The organism is Paenibacillus sp. JCM 9796 (genome assembly GCF_055379675.1).
This window is the reverse complement of sequence record NZ_AP043723.1, coordinates 1,668,925-1,694,040: the sequence shown is the minus strand read 5'-3', so window position 1 is coordinate 1,694,040 and position 25,116 is coordinate 1,668,925. Positions and strand designations below refer to the sequence as shown.

Annotated in this window: 18 protein-coding genes, 8 tRNA genes and 3 rRNA genes; 26 read left to right on the top strand and 3 right to left on the bottom strand. The window is 53.0% G+C overall.

What is annotated here, in order from left to right; translation table 11 throughout:
- Positions 1–23 precede the first annotated feature (23 nt).
- A complete protein-coding gene (locus ACZ439_RS08240; RefSeq protein ID WP_464620860.1) occupies positions 24–1,271 on the bottom strand; it encodes an APC family permease in 1,248 nt (415 codons plus the stop codon).
- Between the two features lie 422 nt (positions 1,272–1,693).
- On the opposite strand from ACZ439_RS08240, the gene ACZ439_RS08235 reads away from it, so the two are divergent.
- The 11 genes from ACZ439_RS08235 (at position 1,694) to ACZ439_RS08185 (ending at position 7,718) form a co-directional block, all read left to right on the top strand.
- Positions 1,694–3,245: ribosomal RNA gene (locus tag ACZ439_RS08235) — 16S ribosomal RNA — on the top strand.
- A gap of 206 nt (positions 3,246–3,451) precedes the next feature.
- Positions 3,452–6,501: ribosomal RNA gene (locus ACZ439_RS08230) — 23S ribosomal RNA — on the top strand.
- Positions 6,502–6,623: 122 nt separating this feature from the next.
- A 5S ribosomal RNA gene (gene rrf / locus ACZ439_RS08225) occupies positions 6,624–6,740 on the top strand.
- The 16S, 23S and 5S rRNA genes sit together here with 8 tRNA genes alongside, the layout of an rRNA operon.
- 37 nt (positions 6,741–6,777) lie before the next feature.
- Positions 6,778–6,853, top strand: a tRNA-Phe gene (locus ACZ439_RS08220).
- Between the two features lie 12 nt (positions 6,854–6,865).
- Positions 6,866–6,951: transfer RNA gene (locus ACZ439_RS08215), tRNA-Tyr, on the top strand.
- A 12-nt stretch (positions 6,952–6,963) separates the two neighbouring features.
- Positions 6,964–7,036 (top strand) — tRNA-Lys (locus ACZ439_RS08210).
- Between the two features lie 15 nt (positions 7,037–7,051).
- Positions 7,052–7,137 (top strand) — tRNA-Leu (locus tag ACZ439_RS08205).
- 11 nt (positions 7,138–7,148) lie between these two features.
- Positions 7,149–7,232 (top strand) — tRNA-Leu (locus ACZ439_RS08200).
- A 184-nt stretch (positions 7,233–7,416) separates the two neighbouring features.
- Positions 7,417–7,493, top strand: a tRNA-Arg gene (locus tag ACZ439_RS08195).
- Between the two features lie 63 nt (positions 7,494–7,556).
- Positions 7,557–7,636: transfer RNA gene (locus tag ACZ439_RS08190), tRNA-Leu, on the top strand.
- Between the two features lie 8 nt (positions 7,637–7,644).
- Positions 7,645–7,718, top strand: a tRNA-Pro gene (locus tag ACZ439_RS08185).
- A gap of 168 nt (positions 7,719–7,886) precedes the next feature.
- On the opposite strand, the gene ACZ439_RS08180 is transcribed toward ACZ439_RS08185, so the two are convergent.
- Together ACZ439_RS08180 and ACZ439_RS08175 are read right to left on the bottom strand one after the other, a co-directional pair.
- Entirely contained in the window at positions 7,887–8,246 is a 360-nt protein-coding gene (locus tag ACZ439_RS08180) for a hypothetical protein (protein ID WP_054798040.1), read from the bottom strand.
- A gap of 384 nt (positions 8,247–8,630) precedes the next feature.
- Complete coding sequence (locus ACZ439_RS08175; RefSeq protein ID WP_464620859.1) at positions 8,631–9,362, bottom strand: 3D domain-containing protein; 732 nt, start codon at positions 9,360–9,362, stop codon at positions 8,631–8,633.
- Positions 9,363–9,472: 110 nt separating this feature from the next.
- Here ACZ439_RS08175 and ACZ439_RS08170 point away from each other — a divergent pair, with 110 nt between their 5' ends.
- The 15 genes from ACZ439_RS08170 to ACZ439_RS08100 all read left to right on the top strand — a co-directional run bounded on the left by ACZ439_RS08170 (position 9,473) and on the right by ACZ439_RS08100 (position 25,079).
- On the top strand, positions 9,473–10,276 hold the full coding sequence (locus ACZ439_RS08170; protein WP_054800250.1) for a uroporphyrinogen-III synthase: 804 nt from the start codon (positions 9,473–9,475) through the stop codon (positions 10,274–10,276).
- Between the two features lie 94 nt (positions 10,277–10,370).
- Positions 10,371–11,291: an ABC transporter ATP-binding protein gene (locus tag ACZ439_RS08165; protein WP_127609994.1), complete on the top strand. Its 921-nt coding sequence runs from the start codon at positions 10,371–10,373 to the stop codon at positions 11,289–11,291.
- A complete protein-coding gene (locus ACZ439_RS08160; protein ID WP_054798042.1) occupies positions 11,284–12,057 on the top strand; it encodes an ABC transporter permease in 774 nt (257 codons plus the stop codon). The genes ACZ439_RS08165 and ACZ439_RS08160 overlap by 8 nt, the downstream gene beginning before the upstream one ends.
- 381 nt (positions 12,058–12,438) lie before the next feature.
- Positions 12,439–13,209, top strand: coding sequence for a phosphonate ABC transporter ATP-binding protein (phnC, locus tag ACZ439_RS08155; protein WP_054798043.1), 771 nt, complete (start codon positions 12,439–12,441; stop codon positions 13,207–13,209).
- Complete coding sequence (gene phnE, locus ACZ439_RS08150) at positions 13,209–14,000, top strand: phosphonate ABC transporter, permease protein PhnE (RefSeq protein ID WP_054798044.1); 792 nt, start codon at positions 13,209–13,211, stop codon at positions 13,998–14,000. The genes phnC and phnE (ACZ439_RS08150) overlap by 1 nt, the downstream gene beginning before the upstream one ends.
- Complete coding sequence (gene phnE / locus ACZ439_RS08145) at positions 13,997–14,788, top strand: phosphonate ABC transporter, permease protein PhnE (protein ID WP_127609990.1); 792 nt, start codon at positions 13,997–13,999, stop codon at positions 14,786–14,788. The genes phnE (ACZ439_RS08150) and phnE (ACZ439_RS08145) overlap by 4 nt, the downstream gene beginning before the upstream one ends.
- A 251-nt stretch (positions 14,789–15,039) precedes the next feature.
- The gene (locus ACZ439_RS08140) at positions 15,040–16,323 is read left to right on the top strand and encodes an ABC transporter substrate-binding protein (protein ID WP_464620858.1); all 1,284 of its coding nucleotides are present in this window, start codon (positions 15,040–15,042) and stop codon (positions 16,321–16,323) included.
- 56 nt (positions 16,324–16,379) lie between these two features.
- Entirely contained in the window at positions 16,380–17,252 is an 873-nt protein-coding gene (locus ACZ439_RS08135) for a carbohydrate ABC transporter permease (RefSeq protein WP_174817610.1), read from the top strand.
- Between the two features lie 28 nt (positions 17,253–17,280).
- Positions 17,281–18,120: a carbohydrate ABC transporter permease gene (locus ACZ439_RS08130; protein ID WP_127609988.1), complete on the top strand. Its 840-nt coding sequence runs from the start codon at positions 17,281–17,283 to the stop codon at positions 18,118–18,120.
- 20 nt (positions 18,121–18,140) lie between these two features.
- Complete coding sequence (locus ACZ439_RS08125; RefSeq protein ID WP_054798045.1) at positions 18,141–18,815, top strand: DUF4867 family protein; 675 nt, start codon at positions 18,141–18,143, stop codon at positions 18,813–18,815.
- A 26-nt stretch (positions 18,816–18,841) separates the two neighbouring features.
- Positions 18,842–20,878, top strand: coding sequence for an alpha-glucosidase (locus ACZ439_RS08120; RefSeq protein WP_054800251.1), 2,037 nt, complete (start codon positions 18,842–18,844; stop codon positions 20,876–20,878).
- Positions 20,879–20,935: 57 nt separating this feature from the next.
- Positions 20,936–22,276, top strand: coding sequence for a sulfoquinovose isomerase (gene sftI, locus ACZ439_RS08115; protein ID WP_141336604.1), 1,341 nt, complete (start codon positions 20,936–20,938; stop codon positions 22,274–22,276).
- A 17-nt stretch (positions 22,277–22,293) separates the two neighbouring features.
- On the top strand, positions 22,294–23,490 hold the full coding sequence (locus ACZ439_RS08110; protein ID WP_127609982.1) for a diphosphate--fructose-6-phosphate 1-phosphotransferase: 1,197 nt from the start codon (positions 22,294–22,296) through the stop codon (positions 23,488–23,490).
- Positions 23,447–24,196 (top strand): GntR family transcriptional regulator, encoded by a 750-nt coding sequence (locus tag ACZ439_RS08105; RefSeq protein WP_127609980.1) that lies wholly within the window; start codon positions 23,447–23,449, stop codon positions 24,194–24,196. The genes ACZ439_RS08110 and ACZ439_RS08105 overlap by 44 nt, the downstream gene beginning before the upstream one ends.
- Positions 24,197–24,209: 13 nt before the next feature.
- Positions 24,210–25,079: a class II fructose-bisphosphate aldolase gene (locus tag ACZ439_RS08100; RefSeq protein ID WP_127609978.1), complete on the top strand. Its 870-nt coding sequence runs from the start codon at positions 24,210–24,212 to the stop codon at positions 25,077–25,079.
- Positions 25,080–25,116: the final 37 nt, after the last annotated feature.

Genomic DNA, 25,116 nt, shown 5'->3' with positions numbered 1-25,116 from the left:
TGTTTGCCAGGGAAAAGAAAAAGCTACCGTCCGCGCCCATGGCCGCCGAACTTCAAATAAAGAAGACATGCTCCCGCGGTAATGAGCGGAACCGCCAGGTAGGCGCCGGAGAACGGAGCGATGCTCACGCATAGCGCCGTTGTGAGAAGCGCCGACCAGCGCCCCTTACGGTCGCGCCAGAGCAGCTTCAGGCAGGCCGCGGAAGCCAAGACATACACGAGAATGCCGAGCGTGGTCGGGATAAGAATCAGACGATCGGCGGCAAAGTCCGTGACATAACTGCCGCCCAGGACGAACGTATTGGTTGCAAAAAGAAACAAGGTCGAGCGGTAAGGCGTTCCGTTTCGGCTCGTACCGGCGAACCAGCGCGGCAGTTTCCCGTCTGTCGCCAGCGAGAGTCCGAGCCGTGCGGAGCTGGCCAAGTATACGTTCAAGGTGCCTAAGCATACGATACACGCGACGACGGCTGTCGTTAACCCGGCATTGACGCCGAGCACGCGGTTCATTAGCGCGGCGAGCGGAGCGGCATCTGACGGTTCCCCATAGGTATGCGTGCCGACCGTTACGACGGACAACAGCGTATAGGTGATCCCGACGACTACGACGCTAATCCATGTGCTCCGCATGACGTCGGGGTGAGGCCTTTTGAATTCGGGCACGAGATGCGTGATGCTTTCCCAGCCGAAGAATGCCCGGAAAATGAGCACGCACGCCTGGCCGATGCCTTGCAGTCCATGCGGTGCGAAAGGCCGGTAATTCGTTAAGGACGTTACGGGTAAACTAAAACCGATCGTCAGCAGCAGCAGGACGAGCACCGCGCCGCTTAACAGGAGCGACAGCCAACCGCTCACCCGCATGCCCAGAAGGTTGGCCATTAAAGCCGCGATGAGAAATACGAAAGCGAGCACGTACACCGCTTCCGAGGACCAGCCGAAAGCGGCCGTAATATAGGAGGCTCCGGTCAGTCCGACGACGGCTTGGCCGCCGGCGACCCAGGTGAAGAAAAACCACCCGACAATCGCTCCCCACGTATCGCCGAAAGCTTGCCCAACGATCGTCGAGATGCCGCCGTAGTTTTCATAGGTAAGGGCCAGTCTTGCGAACGTATAGGCAACCGGTATGCTTAACAGCGAGAGGAGCAGCCACGAGATGATGGAGGCGGGCCCGGCCACATTGGCGGTATAGCCCGGCAAGATCAGTATGCCGGAGCCAAGCACGGCTCCCATATATAAGGCGACGCCTTGCGGCATCGTGACGGTGCGCTGCTTCATGGGCTGTTGAACTCCTTTTTATAAACGTAGGTTATGGAAAACTTTACACGGTTGCGCACCCCGATGCAATCGTGCTATATTATTAATCCGGCCAATCGAGAGCCGGCGCTCATCAAAAAAAGTTATTAAAAAAACTTGCAAGAGCGTGTCGAATGTGGTAAATTAATTCTCGCTGTCGTAAGTGATGCGGCAAACAGGCGTTCTGAACTTTGAGGATTTGTCCCTTGGCATGGAACGAAAAATAAAGCTTGCAAAACAGATAGCAAATGTGGTAAATTGATTCTCGCTGTCACGTCAGGTCGGAAACGACGGACGAACGTCAGCATGATTGCCCTTTGAAAACTGAACATCGAGTGAGTGCTTTAAATAAGAGATAGCGATATCTCAGCTAGCTTCAACAATGAGCAAGTCAGCTTTCTACATTAATGGAGAGTTTGATCCTGGCTCAGGACGAACGCTGGCGGCGTGCCTAATACATGCAAGTCGAGCGCTTGGGGTGTTCCCTTACGGGAAACCCCCTGGAGCGGCGGACGGGTGAGTAACACGTAGGCAACCTGCCTGTAAGATCGGGATAACTACCGGAAACGGTAGCTAAGACCGGATAGCTGGTTTCTCCGCATGGGGGAATCATGAAACACGGGGCAACCTGTGGCTTACGGATGGGCCTGCGGCGCATTAGCTAGTTGGTGGGGTAATGGCCCACCAAGGCGACGATGCGTAGCCGACCTGAGAGGGTGATCGGCCACACTGGGACTGAGACACGGCCCAGACTCCTACGGGAGGCAGCAGTAGGGAATCTTCCGCAATGGGCGCAAGCCTGACGGAGCAACGCCGCGTGAGTGATGAAGGTTTTCGGATCGTAAAGCTCTGTTGCCAAGGAAGAACGCCTCGGAGAGTAACTGCTCTGAGGGTGACGGTACTTGAGAAGAAAGCCCCGGCTAACTACGTGCCAGCAGCCGCGGTAATACGTAGGGGGCAAGCGTTGTCCGGAATTATTGGGCGTAAAGCGCGCGCAGGCGGTCTTTTAAGTTTGGTGTTTAAGCCCGGGGCTCAACCCCGGTTCGCACTGAAAACTGGGAGACTTGAGTGCAGGAGAGGAAAGCGGAATTCCACGTGTAGCGGTGAAATGCGTAGAGATGTGGAGGAACACCAGTGGCGAAGGCGGCTTTCTGGACTGTAACTGACGCTGAGGCGCGAAAGCGTGGGGAGCAAACAGGATTAGATACCCTGGTAGTCCACGCCGTAAACGATGAGTGCTAGGTGTTAGGGGTTTCGATACCCTTGGTGCCGAAGTAAACACAATAAGCACTCCGCCTGGGGAGTACGCTCGCAAGAGTGAAACTCAAAGGAATTGACGGGGACCCGCACAAGCAGTGGAGTATGTGGTTTAATTCGAAGCAACGCGAAGAACCTTACCAGGTCTTGACATCCCTCTGACCGGTACAGAGATGTACCTTCCCTTCGGGGCAGAGGAGACAGGTGGTGCATGGTTGTCGTCAGCTCGTGTCGTGAGATGTTGGGTTAAGTCCCGCAACGAGCGCAACCCTTGAACTTAGTTGCCAGCACTTAAGTTGGGCACTCTAAGTTGACTGCCGGTGACAAACCGGAGGAAGGTGGGGATGACGTCAAATCATCATGCCCCTTATGACCTGGGCTACACACGTACTACAATGGCCGGTACAACGGGAAGCGAAGTCGCGAGATGGAGCGAATCCTTAGAAGCCGGTCTCAGTTCGGATTGCAGGCTGCAACTCGCCTGCATGAAGTCGGAATTGCTAGTAATCGCGGATCAGCATGCCGCGGTGAATACGTTCCCGGGTCTTGTACACACCGCCCGTCACACCACGAGAGTTTACAACACCCGAAGTCGGTGGGGTAACCGCAAGGAGCCAGCCGCCGAAGGTGGGGTAGATGATTGGGGTGAAGTCGTAACAAGGTAGCCGTATCGGAAGGTGCGGCTGGATCACCTCCTTTCTATGGAGTCCATGTCACCTGCAGGGTGGCGGACAAATCTGCAGCAGCACCACTGCTGTAACAGAAGCACTCACTTCGATGTTCAGTTTTGAAAGGCGCAATAGCCTTTCTATAATTAAGTTTGTTCCTTGAAAACTGGATAAACGAAACAAAGCAACAATGCTGAATCAAAATCCGGTACGACTTCGGTCGTACAAGTGATAGCTGGATAAGCTATAAAGAGCACACGGAGGATGCCTAGGCACCAGGAGCCGAAGAAGGACGTGGCGAACAACGATAACGCCTCGGGGAGCCGTAAGCAGGCATTGATCCGGGGATGTCCGAATGGGGGAACCCGCGTGAGGTAATACTCACGTACCATGCAGTGAATACATAGCTGCATAGGAGGCATACGAGGGGAACTGAAACATCTAAGTACCCTCAGGAAAAGAAAACAAAAGTGATTCCGTCAGTAGCGGCGAGCGAAAGCGGATTAGCCCAAACCAAGGAGCTTGCTCCTTGGGGTTGTAGGACGCCGTCGTGGGTGCAGCAGGTTAGGCGAACAGGTCTGGAAAGGCCGGCCATAGAGGGTAAAAGCCCCGTAACCAAAAGTCTGCGAACACCCTAGGCGTATCCTGAGTAGGGCGGGACACGTGAAACCCCGTCTGAATCCGGCAGGACCATCTGCCAAGGCTAAATACTCCCTGGTGACCGATAGTGAAGCAGTACCGTGAGGGAAAGGTGAAAAGAACCGCGGGAGCGGAGTGAAAAAGAACCTGAAACCGTGTGCTTACAAGAAGTCAGAGCCCGTTAACGGGTGATGGCGTGCCTTTTGTAGAATGAACCGGCGAGTTACGTTTGCAAGCAAGGTTAAGGTGAGAAGCCGTAGCCGCAGCGAAAGCGAGTCTGAATAGGGCGAAATAGTTTGTAGGCGTAGACCCGAAACCGTGTGATCTACCCCTGTCCAGGGTGAAGGTGCGGTAACACGCACTGGAGGCCCGAACCCACGAATGTTGAAAAATTCGGGGATGAGGTGGGGGTAGCGGAGAAATTCCAATCGAACTCGGAGATAGCTGGTTCTCCCCGAAATAGCTTTAGGGCTAGCCTCGGGAGATGCGTCGTGGAGGTAAAGCACTGATTGGGTGCGGGGCCCGCCAAGGGTTACCAAGTCCAGTCAAACTCTGAATGCCACAGACGTTATCCCGGGAGTCAGACAGTGAGTGCTAAGATCCATTGTCAAGAGGGAAACAGCCCAGATCATCAGCTAAGGTCCCCAAGTGTGTGTTAAGTGGGAAAGGATGTGGAGTTGCACAGACAACCAGGATGTTGGCTTAGAAGCAGCCACCATTGAAAGAGTGCGTAATAGCTCACTGGTCGAGTGACTCTGCGCCGAAAATGTAACGGGGCTAAACACACCACCGAAGCTATGAGTCAGCATCGTGTTCACTGCGTCTTTGAGGTCATGTTTGGCCACGGGACATTCGCCAGATTCAACGACTAAAGTTGATGAAAGAATCTGGCTAAATGTCTCCAGGGGCTAAACATCCTGCTTCGAAGCTGGAGTGAACACGATGCGGGCAGTAGGGGAGCGTTGTATGCGGGTAGAAGCTGGACCGTGAGGACTGGTGGACTGCATACAAGTGAGAATGCCGGTATGAGTAACGAAAAGATCAGTGAGAATCTGATCCGCCGTAAGCCTAAGGGTTCCTGAGGAAGGTTCGTCCGCTCAGGGTAAGTCGGGACCTAAGGCGAGGCCGAAAGGCGTAGTCGAAGGACAACAGGTTGAAATTCCTGTACCACCGTGAACCGTTATGAGCGATGGGGTGACGCAGAAGGATAGTGACGCTGGGCTATGGATTGCTCAGTCCAAGCAGTGAGGCTGGTGTGCAGGCAAATCCGCACACCGTAAGGCTGGGCTGTGATGGGGAGGGAAATTTTAGTACCGAAGGTCATGAGTTCAGGCTGCCAAGAAAAGCCTCTAGCCAGGGAGAAGGTGCCCGTACCGCAAACCGACACAGGTAGGCGAGCAGAGCATGCTAAGGCGCTCGGAAGAACTCTCGTTAAGGAACTCGGCAAAATGACCCCGTAACTTCGGGAGAAGGGGTGCCTCGGTAGGGTGAATAGCCCGAGGGGGCCGCAGTGAAAAGGCCCAAGCGACTGTTTAGCAAAAACACAGGTCTGTGCGAAGCCGCAAGGCGAAGTATACGGGCTGACGCCTGCCCGGTGCTGGAAGGTTAAGGGGAGCGGTTAGGGGCAACCCGAAGCTGTGAACCGAAGCCCCAGTAAACGGCGGCCGTAACTATAACGGTCCTAAGGTAGCGAAATTCCTTGTCAGGTAAATTCTGACCCGCACGAATGGCGTAACGACTTGGGCGCTGTCTCGACGAGAGATCCGGTGAAATTTTAATACCTGTGAAGATGCAGGTTACCCGCGACAAGACGGAAAGACCCCATGGAGCTTTACTGCAGCTTGATATTGGACTTTGGTACGATCTGTACAGGATAGGTGGGAGCCTGGGAAGCCTGCGCGCCAGCGTGGGTGGAGGCGCCGTTGGGATACCACCCTGATCGTATCGGAGTTCTAACCTGGTACCGTGAACCGGTACGGGGACAGTGTCAGGTGGGCAGTTTGACTGGGGCGGTCGCCTCCTAAAGAGTAACGGAGGCGCCCCAAGGTTCCCTCAGAATGGTTGGAAATCATTCGAAGAGTGCAAAGGCATAAGGGAGCTTGACTGCGAGACAAACAGGTCGAGCAGGGACGAAAGTCGGGCTTAGTGATCCGGTGGTACCGCATGGAAGGGCCATCGCTCAACGGATAAAAGCTACCCTGGGGATAACAGGCTTATCTCCCCCAAGAGTCCACATCGACGGGGAGGTTTGGCACCTCGATGTCGGCTCATCGCATCCTGGGGCTGAAGTAGGTCCCAAGGGTTGGGCTGTTCGCCCATTAAAGCGGTACGCGAGCTGGGTTCAGAACGTCGTGAGACAGTTCGGTCCCTATCTGTCGTGGGCGCAGGAAATTTGAGAGGAGCTGTCCTTAGTACGAGAGGACCGGGATGGACGTACCGCTGGTGTACCAGTTGTTCCGCCAGGAGCACGGCTGGATAGCCAAGTACGGACGGGATAAGCGCTGAAAGCATCTAAGCGTGAAGCCCCCCTCAAGATGAGATTTCCCAATTCGTAAGACCCCTTGTAGACGACGAGGTTGATAGGTTCGGGGTGGAAGCGCGGCAACGTGTGGAGCTGACGAATACTAATCGGTCGAGGGCTTATCCAAAAAGATTTTCACTTTAGTGAAGTCAAAGCATTCAGCATGCTGAGTTTCGTATCCAGTTTTCAAGGTGCAAGCCGCCTTGAATGGCAAGATCTGATGTTTCGCGGCAGAAGCATCAACATCCGTTTGGTGATGATGGCGGAAGGGAACCACGCGTACCCATCCCGAACACGAACGTTAAGCCTTCCAGCGTCGATGGTACTTGGACCGCAGGGTCCTGGGAGAGTAGAACGTCGCCAAGCGGATTTCCCCTCGGGGAATTTTTATTTTGCCCAATTGGGCTCGGTAGCTCAGTCGGTAGAGCAGAGGACTGAAAATCCTCGTGTCGGCGGTTCGATTCCGTCCCGAGCCACCATGGAATTAACACGGAGGCTTAGCGAAGTGGCCAAACGCAGCAGACTGTAAATCTGTTCTCTGACGAGTTCGGTGGTTCGAATCCATCAGCCTCCACCAGTTATCCAGTATGAGCCATTAGCTCAGTTGGTAGAGCACCTGACTTTTAATCAGGGTGTCGTAGGTTCGAGTCCTACATGGCTCACGTTTAATTCAATATGCGGTTGTGGTGGAATGGCAGACACGCTATCTTGAGGGGGTAGTGGGCGTACGCTCGTGGAGGTTCGAGTCCTCTCAACCGCACCATATCCAAACATGCGTTCGTGGCGGAATTGGCAGACGCGCTAGATTCAGGTTCTAGTGGGGTAACAGCCGTGGAGGTTCGAGTCCTCTCGAGCGCATCGTGTATCAGAAAAGGAGCTTCAGCCTTTGAGGTTGAAGTTTTTTTTCTGCCGTAAGGCAAGATCGGCACTCATGGTATAGATCCATGTATGTGGGATCAAGAGCTCTCCTTGCTGCATGAAAAAAGTAGTTGACAACATGGTATTATACATGATATGATATTCTTCGTTGACTTGACAAGATGTGCCCTTAGCTCAGCCGGATAGAGCGTTTGACTACGAATCAAAAGGTCGGGAGTTCGAATCTCTCAGGGCACGCCATTCATCTTCATCGAGTTACAAAGTGCATCTCTCAGAGCGCACACCATTGCAACAATTGTACGAGCCGGTATGGCGGAATTGGCAGACGCGCGCGACTCAAAATCGTGAGGGAAACCGTGGGGGTTCAAGTCCCTCTACCGGCATTAAACAACGGGATGTAGCTCAGCTTGGTAGAGCACCTGGTTTGGGACCAGGGGGTCGCATGTTCAAATCGTGTCGTCCCGATACTAACAACGGTAAACAAAAAATTGCGGGAATTTTCTCCGCAATTTTTTTGTTTTTTCTGCATGTCAAAACGTACCGCTCTCAAGGGAAGCTGAATTTCATAAGGCATCCGGCTGCACCCGGGATTCGCTTTATGAGCGGTTATTGTCCCGCCTGTTGCGGGGATTCTTACTCAAGCTCTTGGTCGGATCCCTGTTGGTTATTCGTGTCGTTATTATCAGAAGACAAAGGATTTCCGCTTTGCCGCACCTTCTCTTGAAATTCGAGCTCGTGCCTGAGCGCTTCCTCCTGTGTTTTCTGCAGCTCCTTCAATCGTTTCTTTTCGGCGGTTCGTCTCTGATTGTTCTGCTCGTATTCTTGCTTTTTGATTTCCTGATACATTTTCATCTGCTGCTGCAGTTCCGTATCAATCGGTTTATCGCTTTGCTGCCGCGATTGCTGATCAGGGGCATTCTCTTTTCCGCAGCCGGCAGTTAAGACAAGCGGAACGGTGAAGCAGAAGAGTAGACCAATAATAAGGTACCGCATACGCAGAGCATGCCTCCCGGACTCGGCCGCGCAGTTAGGCCGGTGAGATGTTCGTCCGTTCGTTCCCGGCTAGAGAGAACCGTTCATTGCCGGACATCGCTTAGCTTGCCCTTTTTTGCAAAAAACATGTTGGTTCGCAGCTATTTTCATATTATGATGGATGATGAAACGAAAAAGGGCAAACTTGGGGTTATGGGGAGAATGCTGTATCGGCGGCTTCCCATTCATCGGACGTCGAGCTCTGCAAAGCGGTGGCGGGAATTTTGTTCGCCAAACAGAACGCCATGGGTATGAACCGTGGCCAATGGCAAGCTCCGCTGGCTGGCGGAGCTGGGCATTCATATACAGCCCCCGGCAGAGCAGAGAGAATGGGGTGCTGTACGGCTAGTAAGCAGTGTCGCGCTGGCTTGCGCCGAGCACATACACTTTAACGTTCTTCTTGACGCCGAAATCACGGGCTTCTTTCAGATCGGTCATGTAGACGTCGATGCGTGCGCCGCGAATCGCGGATCCGGTATCCTCGGCCGTACGAAGTCCTATACCGTCAATGAACACCTTCGTGCCGATCGGGATAATCTTCGGGTCGACGGCGATCGTGCGGCCTTCCTGCGCCTTGCTGCCGCTGTAGGTGATCCCGTATTGCGGGTGGGTAGGCGTCTTGCCCGTCGATTCGTAGCCGGCGGTGTAGGCGGTTAAGGTGGAAGACAGCACTTGTTCGACGACGTTCGTTTGGCCGTCGACAAACTGCAGTGCAGGCTCCTGAACGGGAATTTCGAGCTGGGTGCCGATGGATAGCCGGCTCGCATTCGGGATCGAGTTGGCGGCCAGGATGGCAGTCAGGCTGACGCCGAACGAACGGGCGATCTGATACAGCGTATCGCCGGAGCGAACGATATAAGGAACGGTGGCCGGAATGACGACCGGCTCCGCCGCCGTATGCATCGTATCGGAAGCATCCTGGTTCGCCGGGTCTTCCGAAGCGATGTAGAAATCGTTAATAAAGATAGTTTCATAGCCGGCCGCGTCGGCCGGATCGGCAGCTGCCGGGGACGATAATGTCGTCACCAGGCTCAAACATGCGAATAAAACAACAAACATACGAGTCATACCATGCATCTCTCTCATTCCTCCTCTAGCAATATGTACCGATTCTGCTACTAGAGTTGCCGAAATGAGAGAGTTCTATACATGGTACATACCTTGACTCGACAATCGGAGGAAACCATATGGCAAAATTAACCGGCAAACGCATCGCGATTACAGGGCCGCGCAAAGCAGCGGAGCTGAGCATCATCGTAGAGAAAATGGGCGGTATCCCGCTCGTTCGACCGGCGCAAGGCACGGTTGCGGTCGAGGGAGAGCAGGTGCAGGGCGAAGTGGCGAAGCTGATCGAGCGGGGCGCCGACTGGATTATGTTGACGACAGGGGGCGGCACGGAGCTGCTCGTGCAAGCCGCCGAAGCGATCGGCAAGGCGGACGCTTTCGCTGAGCTGCTGCGCAGCACGCCGATTGCCGCCCGCGGCTACAAGACGGTGAATGTGCTGAAGAAGTTAGGCGTGATACCTCAAGTGCGCGATGACGACGGCACGACCTCCGGACTTTTGCGGGCGCTGGAGCCGATCGATCTGCGAGGGAAACATGTCGCGCTGCAGTTGTACGGGGATCATGCGACGCGGCTTGTCCGGTGGTTGGAAGAACGCGGCGCGACGCATCACGAAATATTGCCGTATCTTCACGTCGCTCCCGAGCTTGAGGTGGTGGACCGATTGCTGCGCGAGATCGTGAACGGCGAAGTGGACGCGGTAACGTTCACCAGTACGCCGCAGGTACGCTTCCTCCTGCAGTACGCCAGAGAGCAGGGTGTGGCCGGACAGCTGCTTCAGGCGTTCGCGGAAGGCGTCGTCGCCGTTGCGGTAGGCAAGGTTACGGCCGAAGCGCTTCGCGAGGAAGGAATCGAACGGGTGGTCGCACCCGAAGAGGAGCGGATGGGGAGCATGATGGTCACCCTCGCGAAATACTACGAATCGTAATCCGGCGTTTATTTGGGCCGGGACGGACAGGTATGGTATACTTTTCCTGTTGGAAAAGATACGATACCTTTTTGGCTTAAATGGAGGCTCCATCATGAATACGCCGGTAGTGAAGCTCCACCAGGTGACGAAAAAAATCGGCGCCAAAACAATCGTCGACGGGTTGACGTTCGAAGTCCGCCCGGGCGAAGTATTCGGATTTCTAGGCCCGAACGGGGCTGGCAAAACGACGACCATCCGCATGATGGTCGGATTGATCTCGATATCCGGAGGAGAAATCCGGATTCAAGGCCATAGCGTTCGCGGGCAGTTCGAGCAGGCGATGCGGCATGTCGGCGCGATCGTGGAGAATCCGGAGTTTTACGGCTTTATGACCGGGTATCAGAACTTGATTCATTTTGCCCGGATGATGCCGAGTGTGGATAAAGAGCGCATCGATGAAGTCGTGCGGCTCGTCCGCCTGGACAACCGGATTCACGATAAAGTGAAGACGTATTCGCTGGGGATGCGTCAGCGGCTCGGCGTCGCTCAGGCGATATTGCACCGGCCCTCGGTTCTCGTGCTCGATGAACCGACGAACGGACTCGACCCGGAAGGCATCCGGGAGCTTCGCGATTATTTGCGGACGCTGGCCCGCGACGAAGGGCTTGCGATCATCGTCTCGAGCCATCTGCTGTCGGAGATGGAGCTGATGTGCGACCGTGTCGCCATTATCCAGAACGGCCGGCTGCTCGATGTACGCTCTTTCAAGAACGCATCGGACGATACCGATACGCACGAGGTACGGTTTGAATTAGACCGCCCGGGGGATGCGCTGAAGCTGCTCCAGGACGAGCTGGAAGCGCGGACGGAAGGCTCGGAGCTGGCTGTCCGGCTGCCGAACCGGCGGGAGGCGATAGCCGCGCTGAATGCGCGTATCGTGGCGGCGGGTATCGCCGTCTACGGGATCCGTACGATCACCAAGACGCTCGAGGAGCAGTTCCTTGAGGTAACAAGGGGGAATCGGATTGTCTAGCCTATTCGCGCTCGTTCAGAACGAGCAGATGAAAATTTACAGCCGGGTGCGGACTTGGATCATGCTGGCGATTCTCATCTTATGCGTCATCATGACAGGGGTTCTGATGAAGTTCATGCTGGATGCGAACCTGGCGCACGTGCTGCAGTTTATGGCCTTCGCGACTTTCCTGACCATGCTGGTCACGATTTTCAGCGTCATTGTGGCAGGCGATATGGTCGCCTCTGAATTTACGTGGGGAACGATCAAGCTGCTGCTTATCCGCCCGGCGTCGCGAAGCAAGATTCTGGCGTCCAAGTACATCGCCGTGCTGCTGTTCGTGCTGACGCTGCTCGTCGTTCATTTCATAAGCGCCTATTTCACCGGGCTGCTGCTGTTCGGCGTAGGCGGACAGGTGGGCGAAGGGGTGACGATGGGAAACATTGTGCGAACGTACCTGCTCCACGCGGTGAATATTGTCATGGCGGTAACGCTCGCCTTCATGATCTCGGCGGTTTTCCGCAGCAGCTCGCTGGCTATCGGCTTGTCCATCTTTCTGTTGTGGACGAAAGACGGTATCGTAGCGGCGCTTGTGTCACTAAAGTACGAATGGGTCAAATACTTCGTCTTCGCCAACACGGATCTGACCCCTTACATTGTAGGCGGCAAGCCGCTCTTGCCCGGCATGACGTTAGGTTTCTCGGTTACGGTGCTGGTCTTGTACTGGCTGCTGTTTTACGGCATATCCTGGCTATTGTTTACGAAACGGGACGTTGCCGGCAGTTAGCGCAAATAAACGTGACGGTCTTCCGCTCAAGCGGAGGATAACGTCACGTTTTTTTGTAAGTGCTGCAAGTCGCTCTGTATCGCAAGAAAGCTTCCGCTGAAACATAAATGTATGTCCTTCGAAAAGGTCTCCGGTCAGGGGCTCTACATGCGGGGTACGTTCCGAGAAGGACGTTTCTTGCAGCTGCCCGGGCGCTGGTTCTTCCGACCTATTGAACGGTGGTTTGACGGTGAACGGAACTGAAACCGCCTTCACGGAAACAGGCGGGCCAACAGGTAAAATAAGGTTAGGTAAACCTGTGAAAGGAAAGAGGAAAACCACAGATCGTGTCGAATGTTTTTTTGTTGGCCAATCTAACTAAAAGGGGATTTATGGTTACTTATGATAGAATTCAAAAATGTTTCCAAAGTGTATCCCAATGGAACCGTAGGTCTCAAAAATATTAATTTGAACATGAAAAAGGGAGAATTCATCGTCATCGTAGGGCTGTCTGGAGCCGGGAAGTCAACTTTGCTGCGCTCGATCAATCGCCTGCATGAAATTACCGACGGTCAAATCGTCATCGACGGCCATTCGATTACGGCGGCATCCGGCGCTCAGCTTCGGCGGCTGCGCCGCGATATCGGAATGATCTTCCAAAGCTTCAATCTCGTGAAGCGCTCCTCGGTGCTGCGCAACGTATTATCCGGGCGGGTCGGCTATCATTCGACGTTGCGGACCTTGCTCGGCTTGTTCCCGAAGCAGGATGTCGAGCTTGCCCTGAACGCCCTTTCACGTGTAAATATCCTGGATAAAGCCTACTCGCGTGCCGACGAGCTGTCCGGCGGACAGCAGCAGCGCGTATCGATTGCCCGGGCATTGGCGCAAGAAGCGAAAATCATTCTCGCCGACGAGCCCGTCGCCTCGCTTGATCCGTTGACAACGCGCCAGGTCATGGACGACCTGAAACGAATCAATCAGGAGCTCGGCATTACAACGGTCGTTAATCTTCACTTTATCGATCTGGCGCGCGAGTATGCGACGCGGATCATCGGGCTTCGGGCTGGAGAAGTGGTGTTCGATGGTCCGGTAGCGGAAGCGACGGACGAGAAGTTTTCGGAAATATACGGCCGTGCCATTAAGAAGGACGAGTTGCTGGGGGGAGAGGCGTAATGACCGACTCCGAGCGCAAGAAGATTTTACAGAAACCATCGCGTATGAAGTCGTATATGACGACGCTGCTGCTGATCGTGCTGCTCTGGTGGAGCGCGGAGAACACCGATTCGAGCCTGCCCAAGCTAATCCAAGGGGCGCCGGAGATGGGCAAGCTGATCGTCGAAATGTTCCCGCCGGATTGGAGCTATATCGACGTCGTCTGGGATCCGATGATGGAAACGGTGCAAATGGCCGTCATCGGTACGACGATCGGCGGACTGCTGGCGATTCCGATCGCGCTGCTCGCGGCCGGCAACGTCGCCCGGACGCCGTGGATTTACCAGCCGGCCCGATTCATTATGAACCTGATCCGGACCATTCCGGAGCTGCTGTTTGCCGGCTTGTTCGTCGCCATCTTCGGAATCGGCGCGGCGCCCGGCGTGCTGGCGCTTATTTTCTTCTCGTTCGGCCTGATCGCCAAGCTCACGTATGAGTCGATCGAAGCGATCGATCCGGGACCGCTTGAAGCGATGACGGCCGTCGGCGCGAACAAAATGCAGTGGATTCACTTCGGTGTCGTGCCGCAGGTGGCGGCGCAGTATGCGGCGTATTTCTTATACACCTTCGAAGTTAACGTTCGGGCGGCAGCCGTGCTCGGACTGGTTGGAGCCGGCGGGATCGGGTTGTTCCTGGATCGCACGCTGCAGCAATTCCGGTATGACCGCTCGGCGCTGATCATCATTCTGACGCTGGCGATCGTTCTTATTATCGATTACATCAGCACCAAGGTAAGGGAGAGGCTGCTATGAGTACGAAATCGGTTCGTAAACCTTTCCGTATCCGTTATTGGCTCGTTGCGATCATCGTGCTGGCCATTTACGTCTGGTCGTTCACCGGGATCGAGTTCGGGGGATTAACCGAAAATGCCGGCCGCGACTTCGCCACCATCATGAGCGGCCTGTTCAACCCGGACTGGGGATTCGTCTACGATCCCGAAGGAGAAGATTTGCTTCGAGGCTTGCTCGATACTCTGGGCATCTCGATCATCGGGACATTCATCTCCGCCATATTGTGCGTGCCGTTCGCTTTCTGGGCGGCCACGAATATGAGCCGGTACCGCGCCGTAACCGGAAGCGGCAAATTCATGCTAAGCTTGATCCGCACGTTCCCCGAAATTATTATGGCCATCATTTTCATTAAGGCCGTCGGGCCGGGCGCTTATGCCGGCGTGCTGGCGTTAGGTTTGCACTCGATCGGCATGCTGGGCAAGCTGTATTCGGAAGCTATTGAAAACCTGGACATGGGGCCTACGGAAGCGTTGACCGCTTGCGGGGCCAACCGGCTGCAGGTGCTCTGGTTTGCGATTATGCCGCAGGTGCTGCCGCACTTCTTCTCGTTTGCGCTGTACCGGTTCGAGATTAATATACGATCCGCGTCCATTCTGGGCTTGATCGGTGCCGGCGGGATCGGCGCGCCGCTGATCTTTGCCTTGGAAGCCCGCGCATGGAATCGCGTTGGCATCATTCTTCTCGGCATTATTGTGATGGTGACGATTATCGACATCATCTCGTCGTCCATCCGCAAGCGTTTGGTCTAAAATTGACAACACCGATAAAGCCCCTTCTTGACAGCCGTCAAGGATCGGGCTTTATTGGCGTTGGGCAGGCAGATTTGAAGGGGTCGTGAAGAAATATCTTGCAAAAAGAATTAAAGGTAGTTACAATGTAATCAAACATAGTGATGTAAACGCTTTACAAAAGGCCGGCAGGAAGTGAAAACATCATGATGTTAGAAACAATTGGTTTTTAGGGTGGCTAATTAACAAAAAATAAGCAAAGGGGCAAGCAGATGAAACAAATGATGAAATGGGCATCTGTTTTACTTGTCGGTACGGTCGCAATCACAGGCTGTGCTCAAACGAACAAAGCGGGCAGCGAAGCGCAAAATACAAACACCGGCGAGGCGAAGAAAAGCGAGTCGAAAGTAAAAATCAGCTTTATCCATTGGCGCGGAGAAGATAAAAAAGTGTTTGAAGAGCTGATCGCGGATTTTAATAAAGCGAATCCGAATATTTCGGTGGAAATGAACATCTTCCCGTCCGAGTCGTATCTGGCGAACGCGCAGGCTAAGCTGCTCGACGGTTCTTCCGGGGACGTGTTCGCTTCGTTTCCGGGCGCTCAATTTGAAACGATCTCGAAATCGAATTTATATGAGGACTTGAGCAAAGAGAGTTTTGTAAGCAATTACAATGACAATTTGATTCAAGCGGGGAAAAAGGAAGGAAAACAGTTCGCTTTCCCTTACCAGTTAGTTTACAACCAGCCGATTTACAACAAGGCGATTTTTGAAAAATTAAAGCTGCAAATTCCTAAAAGCTGGGACGAGTTTTTACAGGTTTGCGAAACGTTAAAGAGCAACGGGTATGTTCCGATCGCCTTCCCGGGTCAAGATATCGGTCCAGGGCAGTTCGTCAACTCGATGATGATGAACAATAACACGGACGAAGACATCTGGTCCAAAGTCGAGTCGGGTCAGGCCAAGCTGACGGACGAATGGTTCGTCAAAACGTTGTCCCAATTCAAAGAGCTTGCGGATAAAGGATATTTCCAGAAGGATTCGCTCGGGACGAATAAAGATATTGCAGGATCGCTATTCGCTCAGGAGAAAGCGGCGATGCTCGCGACCGGATCGTACATGATGTCCAGCAACAAACAGCTTAACCCTAACCTGGTTCAAGGCTTGCTGGCGCCGATTACCGTATCCGCGGACAAGGCGGTATTCGAAGGGATTCATACGACGACCTTTATGCTCGGGGTCAACGCGAAGTCGAAGTACAAGGAAGAAGCCAAGAAGTTTATCGCATTCCTCAGCCAGAAAGAAAACGCTGAGAAGTATGCCAATCAAACCGGTCAGATGGTTACGGTGAAAGGCGTCCAATACAATACGCCGGAATTGAAGGAATCGGCCACTTGGATGGATAAGAAAACACGTTTTCATCCGCGGTATTTAATCAGCAATTCCCAGAATGAAAAAGCGGTTGTCGCTTCGATCCAAGCGGTGGTTGGCGGGAAAAGTCCGGAACAAGCCGCCAAAGAAGCCCAAGCTATTATCGATCAAAATGTAAAGAAGTAAGCTTAGCGGCATGGGAGGAGGCGGTCCCTCCTCCCATAGCAAGACGGAGGTAGCTGATGAAGCAGAGTAAATCGCTTTATTTGTTTGTATTGCCGGGCCTTTTGCTTTATTTGCTGTTCTTTGTGTATCCGACGATTAACGGGCTAATCCTTTCGTTTACGGACTGGGAAGGCATATCGCCGGAATGGAATTGGGTGGGGCTCGCCAACTATGAGAAAATGCTCTTTGGCGACATGATCTTCAAAAAAGCCATGGTCAACAATTTGAAGTTTATGCTCTGCGTAGTCTTGTTTCAAACCGTGTTCTCTCTGGTTTTGGCGATTTTGCTGCTGAAAAATTCGAAAACGAACGTTTTTCTGCGCGCGCTTTACTTTTTTCCAACGATTATTTCCTCGATCTCCGTAGCTTTCATTTGGGGATTTGTATTGAATCCGAACGTTGGGGCTTTAAACATTATGCTCGGGAATATCGGGCTTGAAGCCTTGGCGCAAAACTGGCTTGGCAATCCGAGCATCGCGATGCTATCGATCGCTTTCGTACAGATTTGGGCGCATACGGGACAGATGCTTGTCATCTTCGTAGCGGGATTACAAGCCATTCCCGGAGAGCTTTACGAGGCCGTTTACCTGGACGGAGCAAACCGCTGGCAAGCGTTCAAGAACATTACTTGGCCCATGGTCGCCCCGGCTGCTACCATCGTGGTCGCCTATACGACCATCCAGTCGTTCAAAGCCTTTGATTTGATCTTTGCCTTGACCGGCGGAGGCCCGGCCTTCTCGACGGAGATTTTATCCACCTACATTTACCATACGGCCTTCCAGAGCTCCGAATTCGGCTATGCGGCTACTCAATCGATGGCCTTCATGGCGATTATCGCGCTCATTACGTTTGTCCAGTTTAAATTGCTGAAGGGAAATCGCGCGGCTTGAGAAGCTTGTACGAAAGGATGAACCGCCCGTGAATCAGATCAATCAAGAAACAGTGGCAGGCGGCCTGCTCAAAAGAATCGTTCTTCTGCTTGGCGCGCTCCTGATCATTGTCCCGGTATCTATTGTCGTTCTCGCTTCTTTTAAAACTACGGCGGAGCTGTTTCAAAAACCGCTCGGGCTGCCCTCGGGACTGAATCTGGACAATTATATCAGCATGTTCAGGGAGCAAGCGATCGGGCAATATTTTATGAACAGTGTGGTCGTAACGTTGGTCACGATCTTCCTTATCCTGTTGTTTTCCAGTTTATTGTCCTATGCGATATACCGATTTACCGGCTGGGTCGGGTTAGTCCTGTACGGATTGTTCGCGGCAGGGATGATGGTTCCTCCCCAGGTGAATATGATTCCGATTTACTCCCTTGTTTCCAAACTCGGGTTAACGAATTCCATCACGGGATTGATCGCCGTTTCCACGTCGGTATTCATGCCTGTTGCCGTATTTATTTTATCCGGCTTCATGAAGACACTGCCGAAGGAAATGATCGAATCGGGATCGATAGACGGAGCGAACGAGTGGAAGATGTACACCCGGATTGTGCTGCCTATCACGCTGCCGTCCTTATCCGCCTCCGCCATTTTTTTGAGCGTCATGATTTGGAACGATTTATTGTATCCGCTGCTCTTTATTAATTCCAATGCCAAGAAAACGTTACCCTTGGCCCTGCTGCAATTTCAGGGTGAATATTTGACCAATTATCCGATGATTTTCGCCGGTGTCGTGATCGCTTCGGCCCCTATGGTTATCGCATACGTATTCCTGCAGCGCTTCTTTGTCGAAGGGGTAACGGCCGGATCGGTTAAAGGCTAGAAAGAGATAAGGAGAGAAACATGAGAGAGAAACTTAGAGAGCTGCAAGCGTTCAATCCGCATGTTCGGTTGTATACCGTGAATGAGGAACAATTTCGGCCATATGGCAGCATGTTAACCGGCTATGATTTTCAGGAAATCCTGACGCTTATGGAGAATACCCCGATTCCGCAAGAGGGCAATACGTATGTGGCTTCGGTAGAGGAACTGGAGCAAACGGCAGTCAAGGAAACGCTCCGGGCCTCGATGTATGGAGGGATGGACATACAGATCGGCTACTGTAACGGTCGGAATTCCAGCCTTAACGGCTTGGAGTACCACAAAGGCAGTGAAATCAATGTCGCAGTGACGGATCTTGTGCTTCTTCTGGGAAAGGTGCAGGATATCCGGGACAATTCGTACTCGACTGAACATATACAAGGGTTTGTCATTCCTCGCGGAACGGCCGTAGAGCTGTATGCGACAACACTGCATTTTGCGCCCTGTAAAGTTTCCGATGAGGGCTTCAAGTGCGTCGTGATTCTTCCGAAAGGCACCAACGAACCGCTGGATCGGCGGCCGGAACAGGTGACGGCTGAGGATCGGCTTCTGTTTATGCGGAACAAATGGCTGCTGGCCCATCCGGAGCGTACGCCTTTGCTGGAAAGAGGCGCACATCCCGGCATTATCGGCGACAATCTGGCGATTAATTACTAGCCTATTCGGGGAGCGTGAATCGGTTGATTAGCGAAGCAACTAATGAAGAGGGCCTTATCATTTACCGGCATGAGGATGGATTCGAAATCAAGTTAAACGGCTCGGCGCTCATTAGCCATACGACAGACCAGCCTTTGCTGTATGTCGGCTACGGCGAAGAAACGATGGAGATGTACAGAGGAAACTTCGACATCCAGGATTATGTGATCGAACGTTTGGCGCTGCGGCACGCGGAATGGAAGAAGCAAGGGGAGGCCGAGTTTGTAACGTTCTTTAACGCGAAGGGCGGACAGCCGTACCTGACGCTTTCTTTAGAGCAGGAGGCGCATGGCATCCGGCTGGCGTTCACTTCTGAGCAGTCGTCGATCAACCGTGTTTGGTTCCGGGTTGCATCGGATGCGGAGGAGAAAGTATACGGCTGCGGAGAGCAAATGTCGCACTTCAATTTAAGGGGCAAAAGCTTCCCGCTGTGGACTTCCGAACCGGGCGTAGGGAGAAATAAGAAAACCTATACGACTTGGCAGGCCGATGTGCTCGATAAGGCGGGCGGGGACTACTATACGACGAATTATCCGCAGCCGACTTACGTGTCCAGCAAGAAATATTACTGTCACGTCGAAACGACGGCTTACGCGGACTTTAATTTCACAAAGCCGAATTACCACGAGCTTCAAATCTGGGGCGTGCCTCGCTGGATCATCGTGGAAGCGGCTGCAACCTTCGTCGAGCTGGCAAGTCTTATTGCCGACAGATTCGGACATCAGCCTGAGCTTCCGGAGTGGACGTATAACGGGATTATTCTCGGCATTCAGGGCGGTACGGGCGTGGTCGAGGCCAAGCTGGAGCGCGCCTTATCCAAGGGTGTCAAGGTAGGGGGCGTGTGGTGTCAGGATTGGCAGGGCAAACGGATCACTTCCTTCGGCAAACGATTAATGTGGAACTGGCGCTGGAATCCGGAGGAGTACCCACAGCTGGACGAAAAGATCGGACAGTGGAAAAAGCAGGGCATCCGGTTTCTAGGGTATATCAATCCTTATGTCGCCGTCGAAGGGGATCTGTTTCAAACGGCAAAAGCAAAAGGATATTTAGCGCTAACCGAACAGCGCGATATTTATTTGGTCGATTTCGGCGAGTTTTATTGCGGAGTCGTGGACTTTACGAATCCCGAGGCTTGCGAATGGTACAAACAGGTGATTAAGGAAAACCTGATCGATTTTGGCTTGGATGGCTGGATGGCTGATTTCGGCGAATATTTGCCCATCGATCTTACTTTATACAGCGGCGAATCCGCCAAATTGATGCATAACGCATGGCCTGTGCTGTGGGCGAAGATCAACTATGAAGCGGTAAAAGAAGCGGGTAAGCTGGGCGAGATCGTTTACTTTATGCGGGCCGGTTATACCGGCGTGCAGCAATATTGCACTTTGCTGTGGGCGGGGGATCAAAGCGTGGATTGGTCGCTTGACGATGGACTCGCTTCCGTTATTCCCGCAGCCCTGTCTTCGGGTATGGTGGGCAACGGACTGCATCACAGCGACATTGGCGGCTACACGAGCTTGCACGGAAACAAGCGCAGCAAGGAGCTGTTCATGCGGTGGGCGGAAATGGGCGCCTTTACCCCGGTAATGCGAACGCATGAGGGAAATCGCCCGTATGATTGCTGGCAGTTCGACAGCGACGATGAAACGCTGGAGCATTTGGCCAGAATGACGGAGATTTACACTTTGCTGTCGCCTTATACGAAGGCTATGGTCAAAATCAATGCGGAATTGGGAATTCCCGTACAAAGACCGCTGTTTATGCATTATGAGGAAGATGAGCGCAGCTACGATATTCAGTACCAGTACTTATACGGTCCCGATCTTCTGGTTGCGCCGGTGCATCAAGAGCACGAGACGTCCTGGACGGTCTATTTACCTGAAGATGAATGGGTGCACTTATGGAGCGGGGCGAAGTATACAGGGGGCTTCATCCAGGTAGAGGCTCCGCTCGGCAAGCCGCCCGTATTTTACAGGGAGCATTCATCGTATAAAGAGTTGTTCCGTGAAGTGGGGCAGCTGTAGAGAACATAAAGTCTTTGCCGCATCAAACAATTCCATGACCGAAGGTGTGACACTTCCATGTTGGAAACATCCGTGCTTTACTTGCCCATTGGCCGCAAAACATTTGACTTGGCTGCAGCGGAGGTCGTTTGGGCCGAAACCTCCGAGTTTCTAAAGAAGCAGTGCCGGACGCTGCACGAGCCTGAGCATATCCTGACTTCGATTGAAGAGCTGGAGCAATTCTTGCAGAGCGTCCAGGGTCAATCTATCGATTCCGTCGTGTATCAAAGCGTCACGTTCGCAGACGGGGAATTCGCCGTCAAAGTGCTCGAATATTTCAAAGCGCCCGTGATCGTTTGGTCTGTACGGGAACCGAGCGTGGGCGGACGCCTTCGCTTGAATTCTTTAACCGGAGGCAACAGCACCTGCAACGTATTAAAAAATCTAGCGCATCCTTTCGCCTTCGTATTCGGCAATCCTTCGGAGCCCCGGTTGCAGGAGAAGCTTCACATGCAGCTCCAGGTGAACCAGGTGATCCATAAATTAAAGCAGCTGTCGATCGGTATCGTCGGGGAGCATCCGCCGGGCTTTTTCTTCTCCGATTCGGACGAAGCGGAACTGCAAACGGCGCTGGGCGTCCGATTGCACAAGCTCGATCTGCAGCAAGCCTTCAGCGAATGCGCGAAAATTGATGAATCGCGATGGATTCGTGCTGTCGAAAGGGCTGAAAAGCAGGTCGTAGGATTAAACCGGTCCGATGAAACGGTCAAAAAATTTGCCCAATTTTATTCGTACCTCGAAGATTACATTCAAGAAAACCGGATCCAGGCCTTAGCGGTTCGCTGCTGGCCGGATTTCTTCAATGAGCTTGGAGCTGCGGCTTGCTCTACGTTATCCCAGTTTACGGAAGGCGGCATCGTCTCCTCCTGTGAGTCCGACATCCACGGCTCCATCTCGATGTATGTGCTCCAGGAGCTAAGCGGCGGAAGCGCGCCTTACTTGGGGGATCTCGTGCATGTGAATGAGGAACGGAACTCCGTAGTCTTTTGGCATTGCGGAGCCGGGGCGTATTCGCTTGCCCATCCGTCAACGGGTGCGCAAGCGGGCGTGCACCCTAACCGCAAGCTTGGCTTTACGATGGAATTCGGGCTGAAGCCCGGCGGCGTTACGATCTTCAGAGTAAGCCATACGCCAAGCGGCTATAGGCTCCTCGTCATGCGGGGGAATGCGCTGGATGTGCCGCAGCCGTTTAACGGGACTTCCGTCGAGGTGCAGCTTCCTCATGATGTCAGCCGGACGCTGACCGGACTTATGAACGAAGGGTTCGAGCCTCATTTTGCGCTTGTGTACGAGGATGTGGTTGATGCCTTAATCGAACTTGGGCGACAACTGGGGATAGAGACGATCGCTTATGTTTGATTCAGGAGGTGGTTTTTATGCTTAAAATCGCTGTCGGGCAAGCCGGAGGGCCAACCTCTGTCATCAACGCGAGTCTGGTAGGCTTTGTAGACGGTCTGCCCGATCAGACTCAAATTTACGGTATTATGAACGGGTATCAAGGCTTGGTTGAGAACGATCTGGAGCTCATCGAAGGCTCTGGCCTGGATTGGCTCAGAAGTCATAAAAACGTACCAGGCGCCTGCTTGGGGTCGGGAAGGTATCCGTTCACTCCCGATTCCATAACGAAAGCCGTGCTCAATCTGAAGGAAAGAGATATTCATACGCTTGTCTTTATCGGCGGCAACGGTACGATGGCCGCATTGCAAAAAATGAGCGAAGCCGCCGCTTCCATGAATTACGAGCTGCAAACGATAGGGATTCCCAAAACGGTGGACAATGACTTATCCGGCACCGACCATGCGCCGGGTTATGCAAGCGCAGCCCGTTATGTTTCATTATCCGTCAGGGATATAAGCAAAGACCTGGAAGCTATGCGCAATTTCGAGCAGGTGAGAATTATCGAAACGATGGGCCGCAATGCCGGTTGGCTCGCTCTTGCCGCCGGATTGCTTAAGCAGTCCGAATTCGAAGGGCCGCACATGATCTGCGTGCCGGAAGTTCCCCTGTCGAAGGAGCGGTTTCTGGCGCAGGTCCAAGACATCGTGAAGGAGAACGGCATGGCGACGATTGTCGTTAGCGAAGGCGTTACCTTCGACGGGGATTCGCAAGTGCAAAGAGAAGTCGTGAAGGGCAGAGCGGTTCTCGGGGGCATTTCTACGGAGATGGAACGATTGATCCGGATGAATATGGGAATGACCGTCCGTTCGGAAAATTTAGGGATGAATCAGCGCTGCGCCGTGTGGGCTATCTCCGATCAAGATCGAACCGAGGCTTACGAGGTTGGGAATGAAGCGGCTCTTTACGTAAAAAAAGGAATGTCCAATGTCATGGTAAGTATACAAAGAAACCAGGTAATTGGATATAATTATAAATTAAAGAGCGTCGCCCTTGAACATGTGGCTAACGACGGGGAACGGTTATTGCCCCAGGAATACATTTCAAGGCCAGCCGAATTTTACTCGTGGCTTGAACAATTAATTGGAGACCGCATCATGAGATATCCTCCGATGTGGAGAAGGAGAGCCTTCGATGACCTCATACAGCATCAACCCGAATTCCGTAGATCCCAATAAGAACATTGCGTTATATCAACAAGTCAAGGATGCCCTGCTCAAGCTTATTCACAACCAGGTGTGGCGTCCCAACAGCCTGATTCCTACGGAACAGGAACTGATGGAGACGTTCAAGGTAAGCCGCACGACCATCCGGCAAGCGATCAATATGCTTGTTCAGGAGGGGCTGCTGGAGAAGCGCCAAGGGAAAGGCACGATCGTGCTGCCGCTGAAGCTCGTAGGGAATCTGGGGCGCCTGCGCGGTTTTGCGGAAGAAGTCATGGAGCGGGGACTTGTCCCGCATTCGCAGCTCATCCGGGCGGAGTTTGTGTCGATGTTAAATTTTGAGAAATCGGTGCTGCAGGTGCCGGAGAATGAAAGTGTCTTAATTATTGAACGAATTCGGCTTGCCAATGATGTGCCCATTGCTTTAGAACGCAGCTGCTGGCCTGAGAAAATCGGACAAATTCTTATGAAATACGATCTGAATTCAGCTAAATACTATGAAATATTAGAAAATCACGGAACATTTCTCAAGCATGCCAAAGAAAAAATATCAGCGATCAACGCAACCCTGCATGAAGCCGATCTTCTCGGGATTCGCGCCGGTGAGGCTTTACTGGAGATGACCCGGTTAAGCTTCGGGATCGACGATGCTCCGATGGAATATACAAGAACGAAATTCAGAAGCGACCAATATAGTTACGATATTGAACTTACGCGCTAAGGAGAGATGCATCATGCCTTTTATTTCCGGTACAACGATGTTGAAGAACGCTTGGGACAACGGGTACGCCGTCGGCGCTTTCAGCGCTCATAACGCGGAAAGCATCCAGGCGATTTTGTGGGCCGCGGAAGCGGAGCAGGCGCCGGTCATGATTCAGGTCGGTCAAAGAGTGATCCACTATATGGGGCTCGAGCCGATGAAGGTCATGATCGATACGTTTGCCCAAAATACGAACATCCCGGTGTGCATCCATTTGGATCATAGCCGGCAGTACAATCAAACGATGAAAGCCATCCAACTTGGCTTTCAATCCGTCATGTTCGACGGGTCGTCGCTTCCCTTTGAGGATAACGCTTCGATTACCCGCAAGGTTGTGGAGGCTGCAAGAGCTCTTGGCATCGGATCGGAAGGGGAAATCGGAAAAATAGGCGGAACAGAAGACGACATTACGGTCGATGAAGAGGATGCAATGATTACCTCGGTGGAGGATGCGGTGCGTTTTGTACAGGAAACCGATGTTGATTATTTGGCGGTTTCCATCGGTACGGCGCACGGCATCTATAAGAATCCCCCAAAGCTCGCGTTCGCGCGTCTCCAGGAAATTGCAGAGGCTGTGAAGCGTCCGATCGTGCTTCACGGAGGTTCGGATGTGCCGGACGAACAAATTACAAAGGCCATCTCCCTGGGCATCTCTAAAATAAACGTCGATACGGAATTGAGACAATCGTTTACGCAAGGTATGCTTGACGTGCTGCTGAAAGACCGGGAGGAGTATCATCTGGCCGTATCGCTTGGCCGCGGCAGAGAGGTCATGCAGGCCAAAGTTCAGGAAAAAATCCGCTTGTTCGGCAGCTCCGGCAAAGCGCGTGATTACCACAATTAGTTACGATTAAAGATCGTAACATTACTATAAATACGAG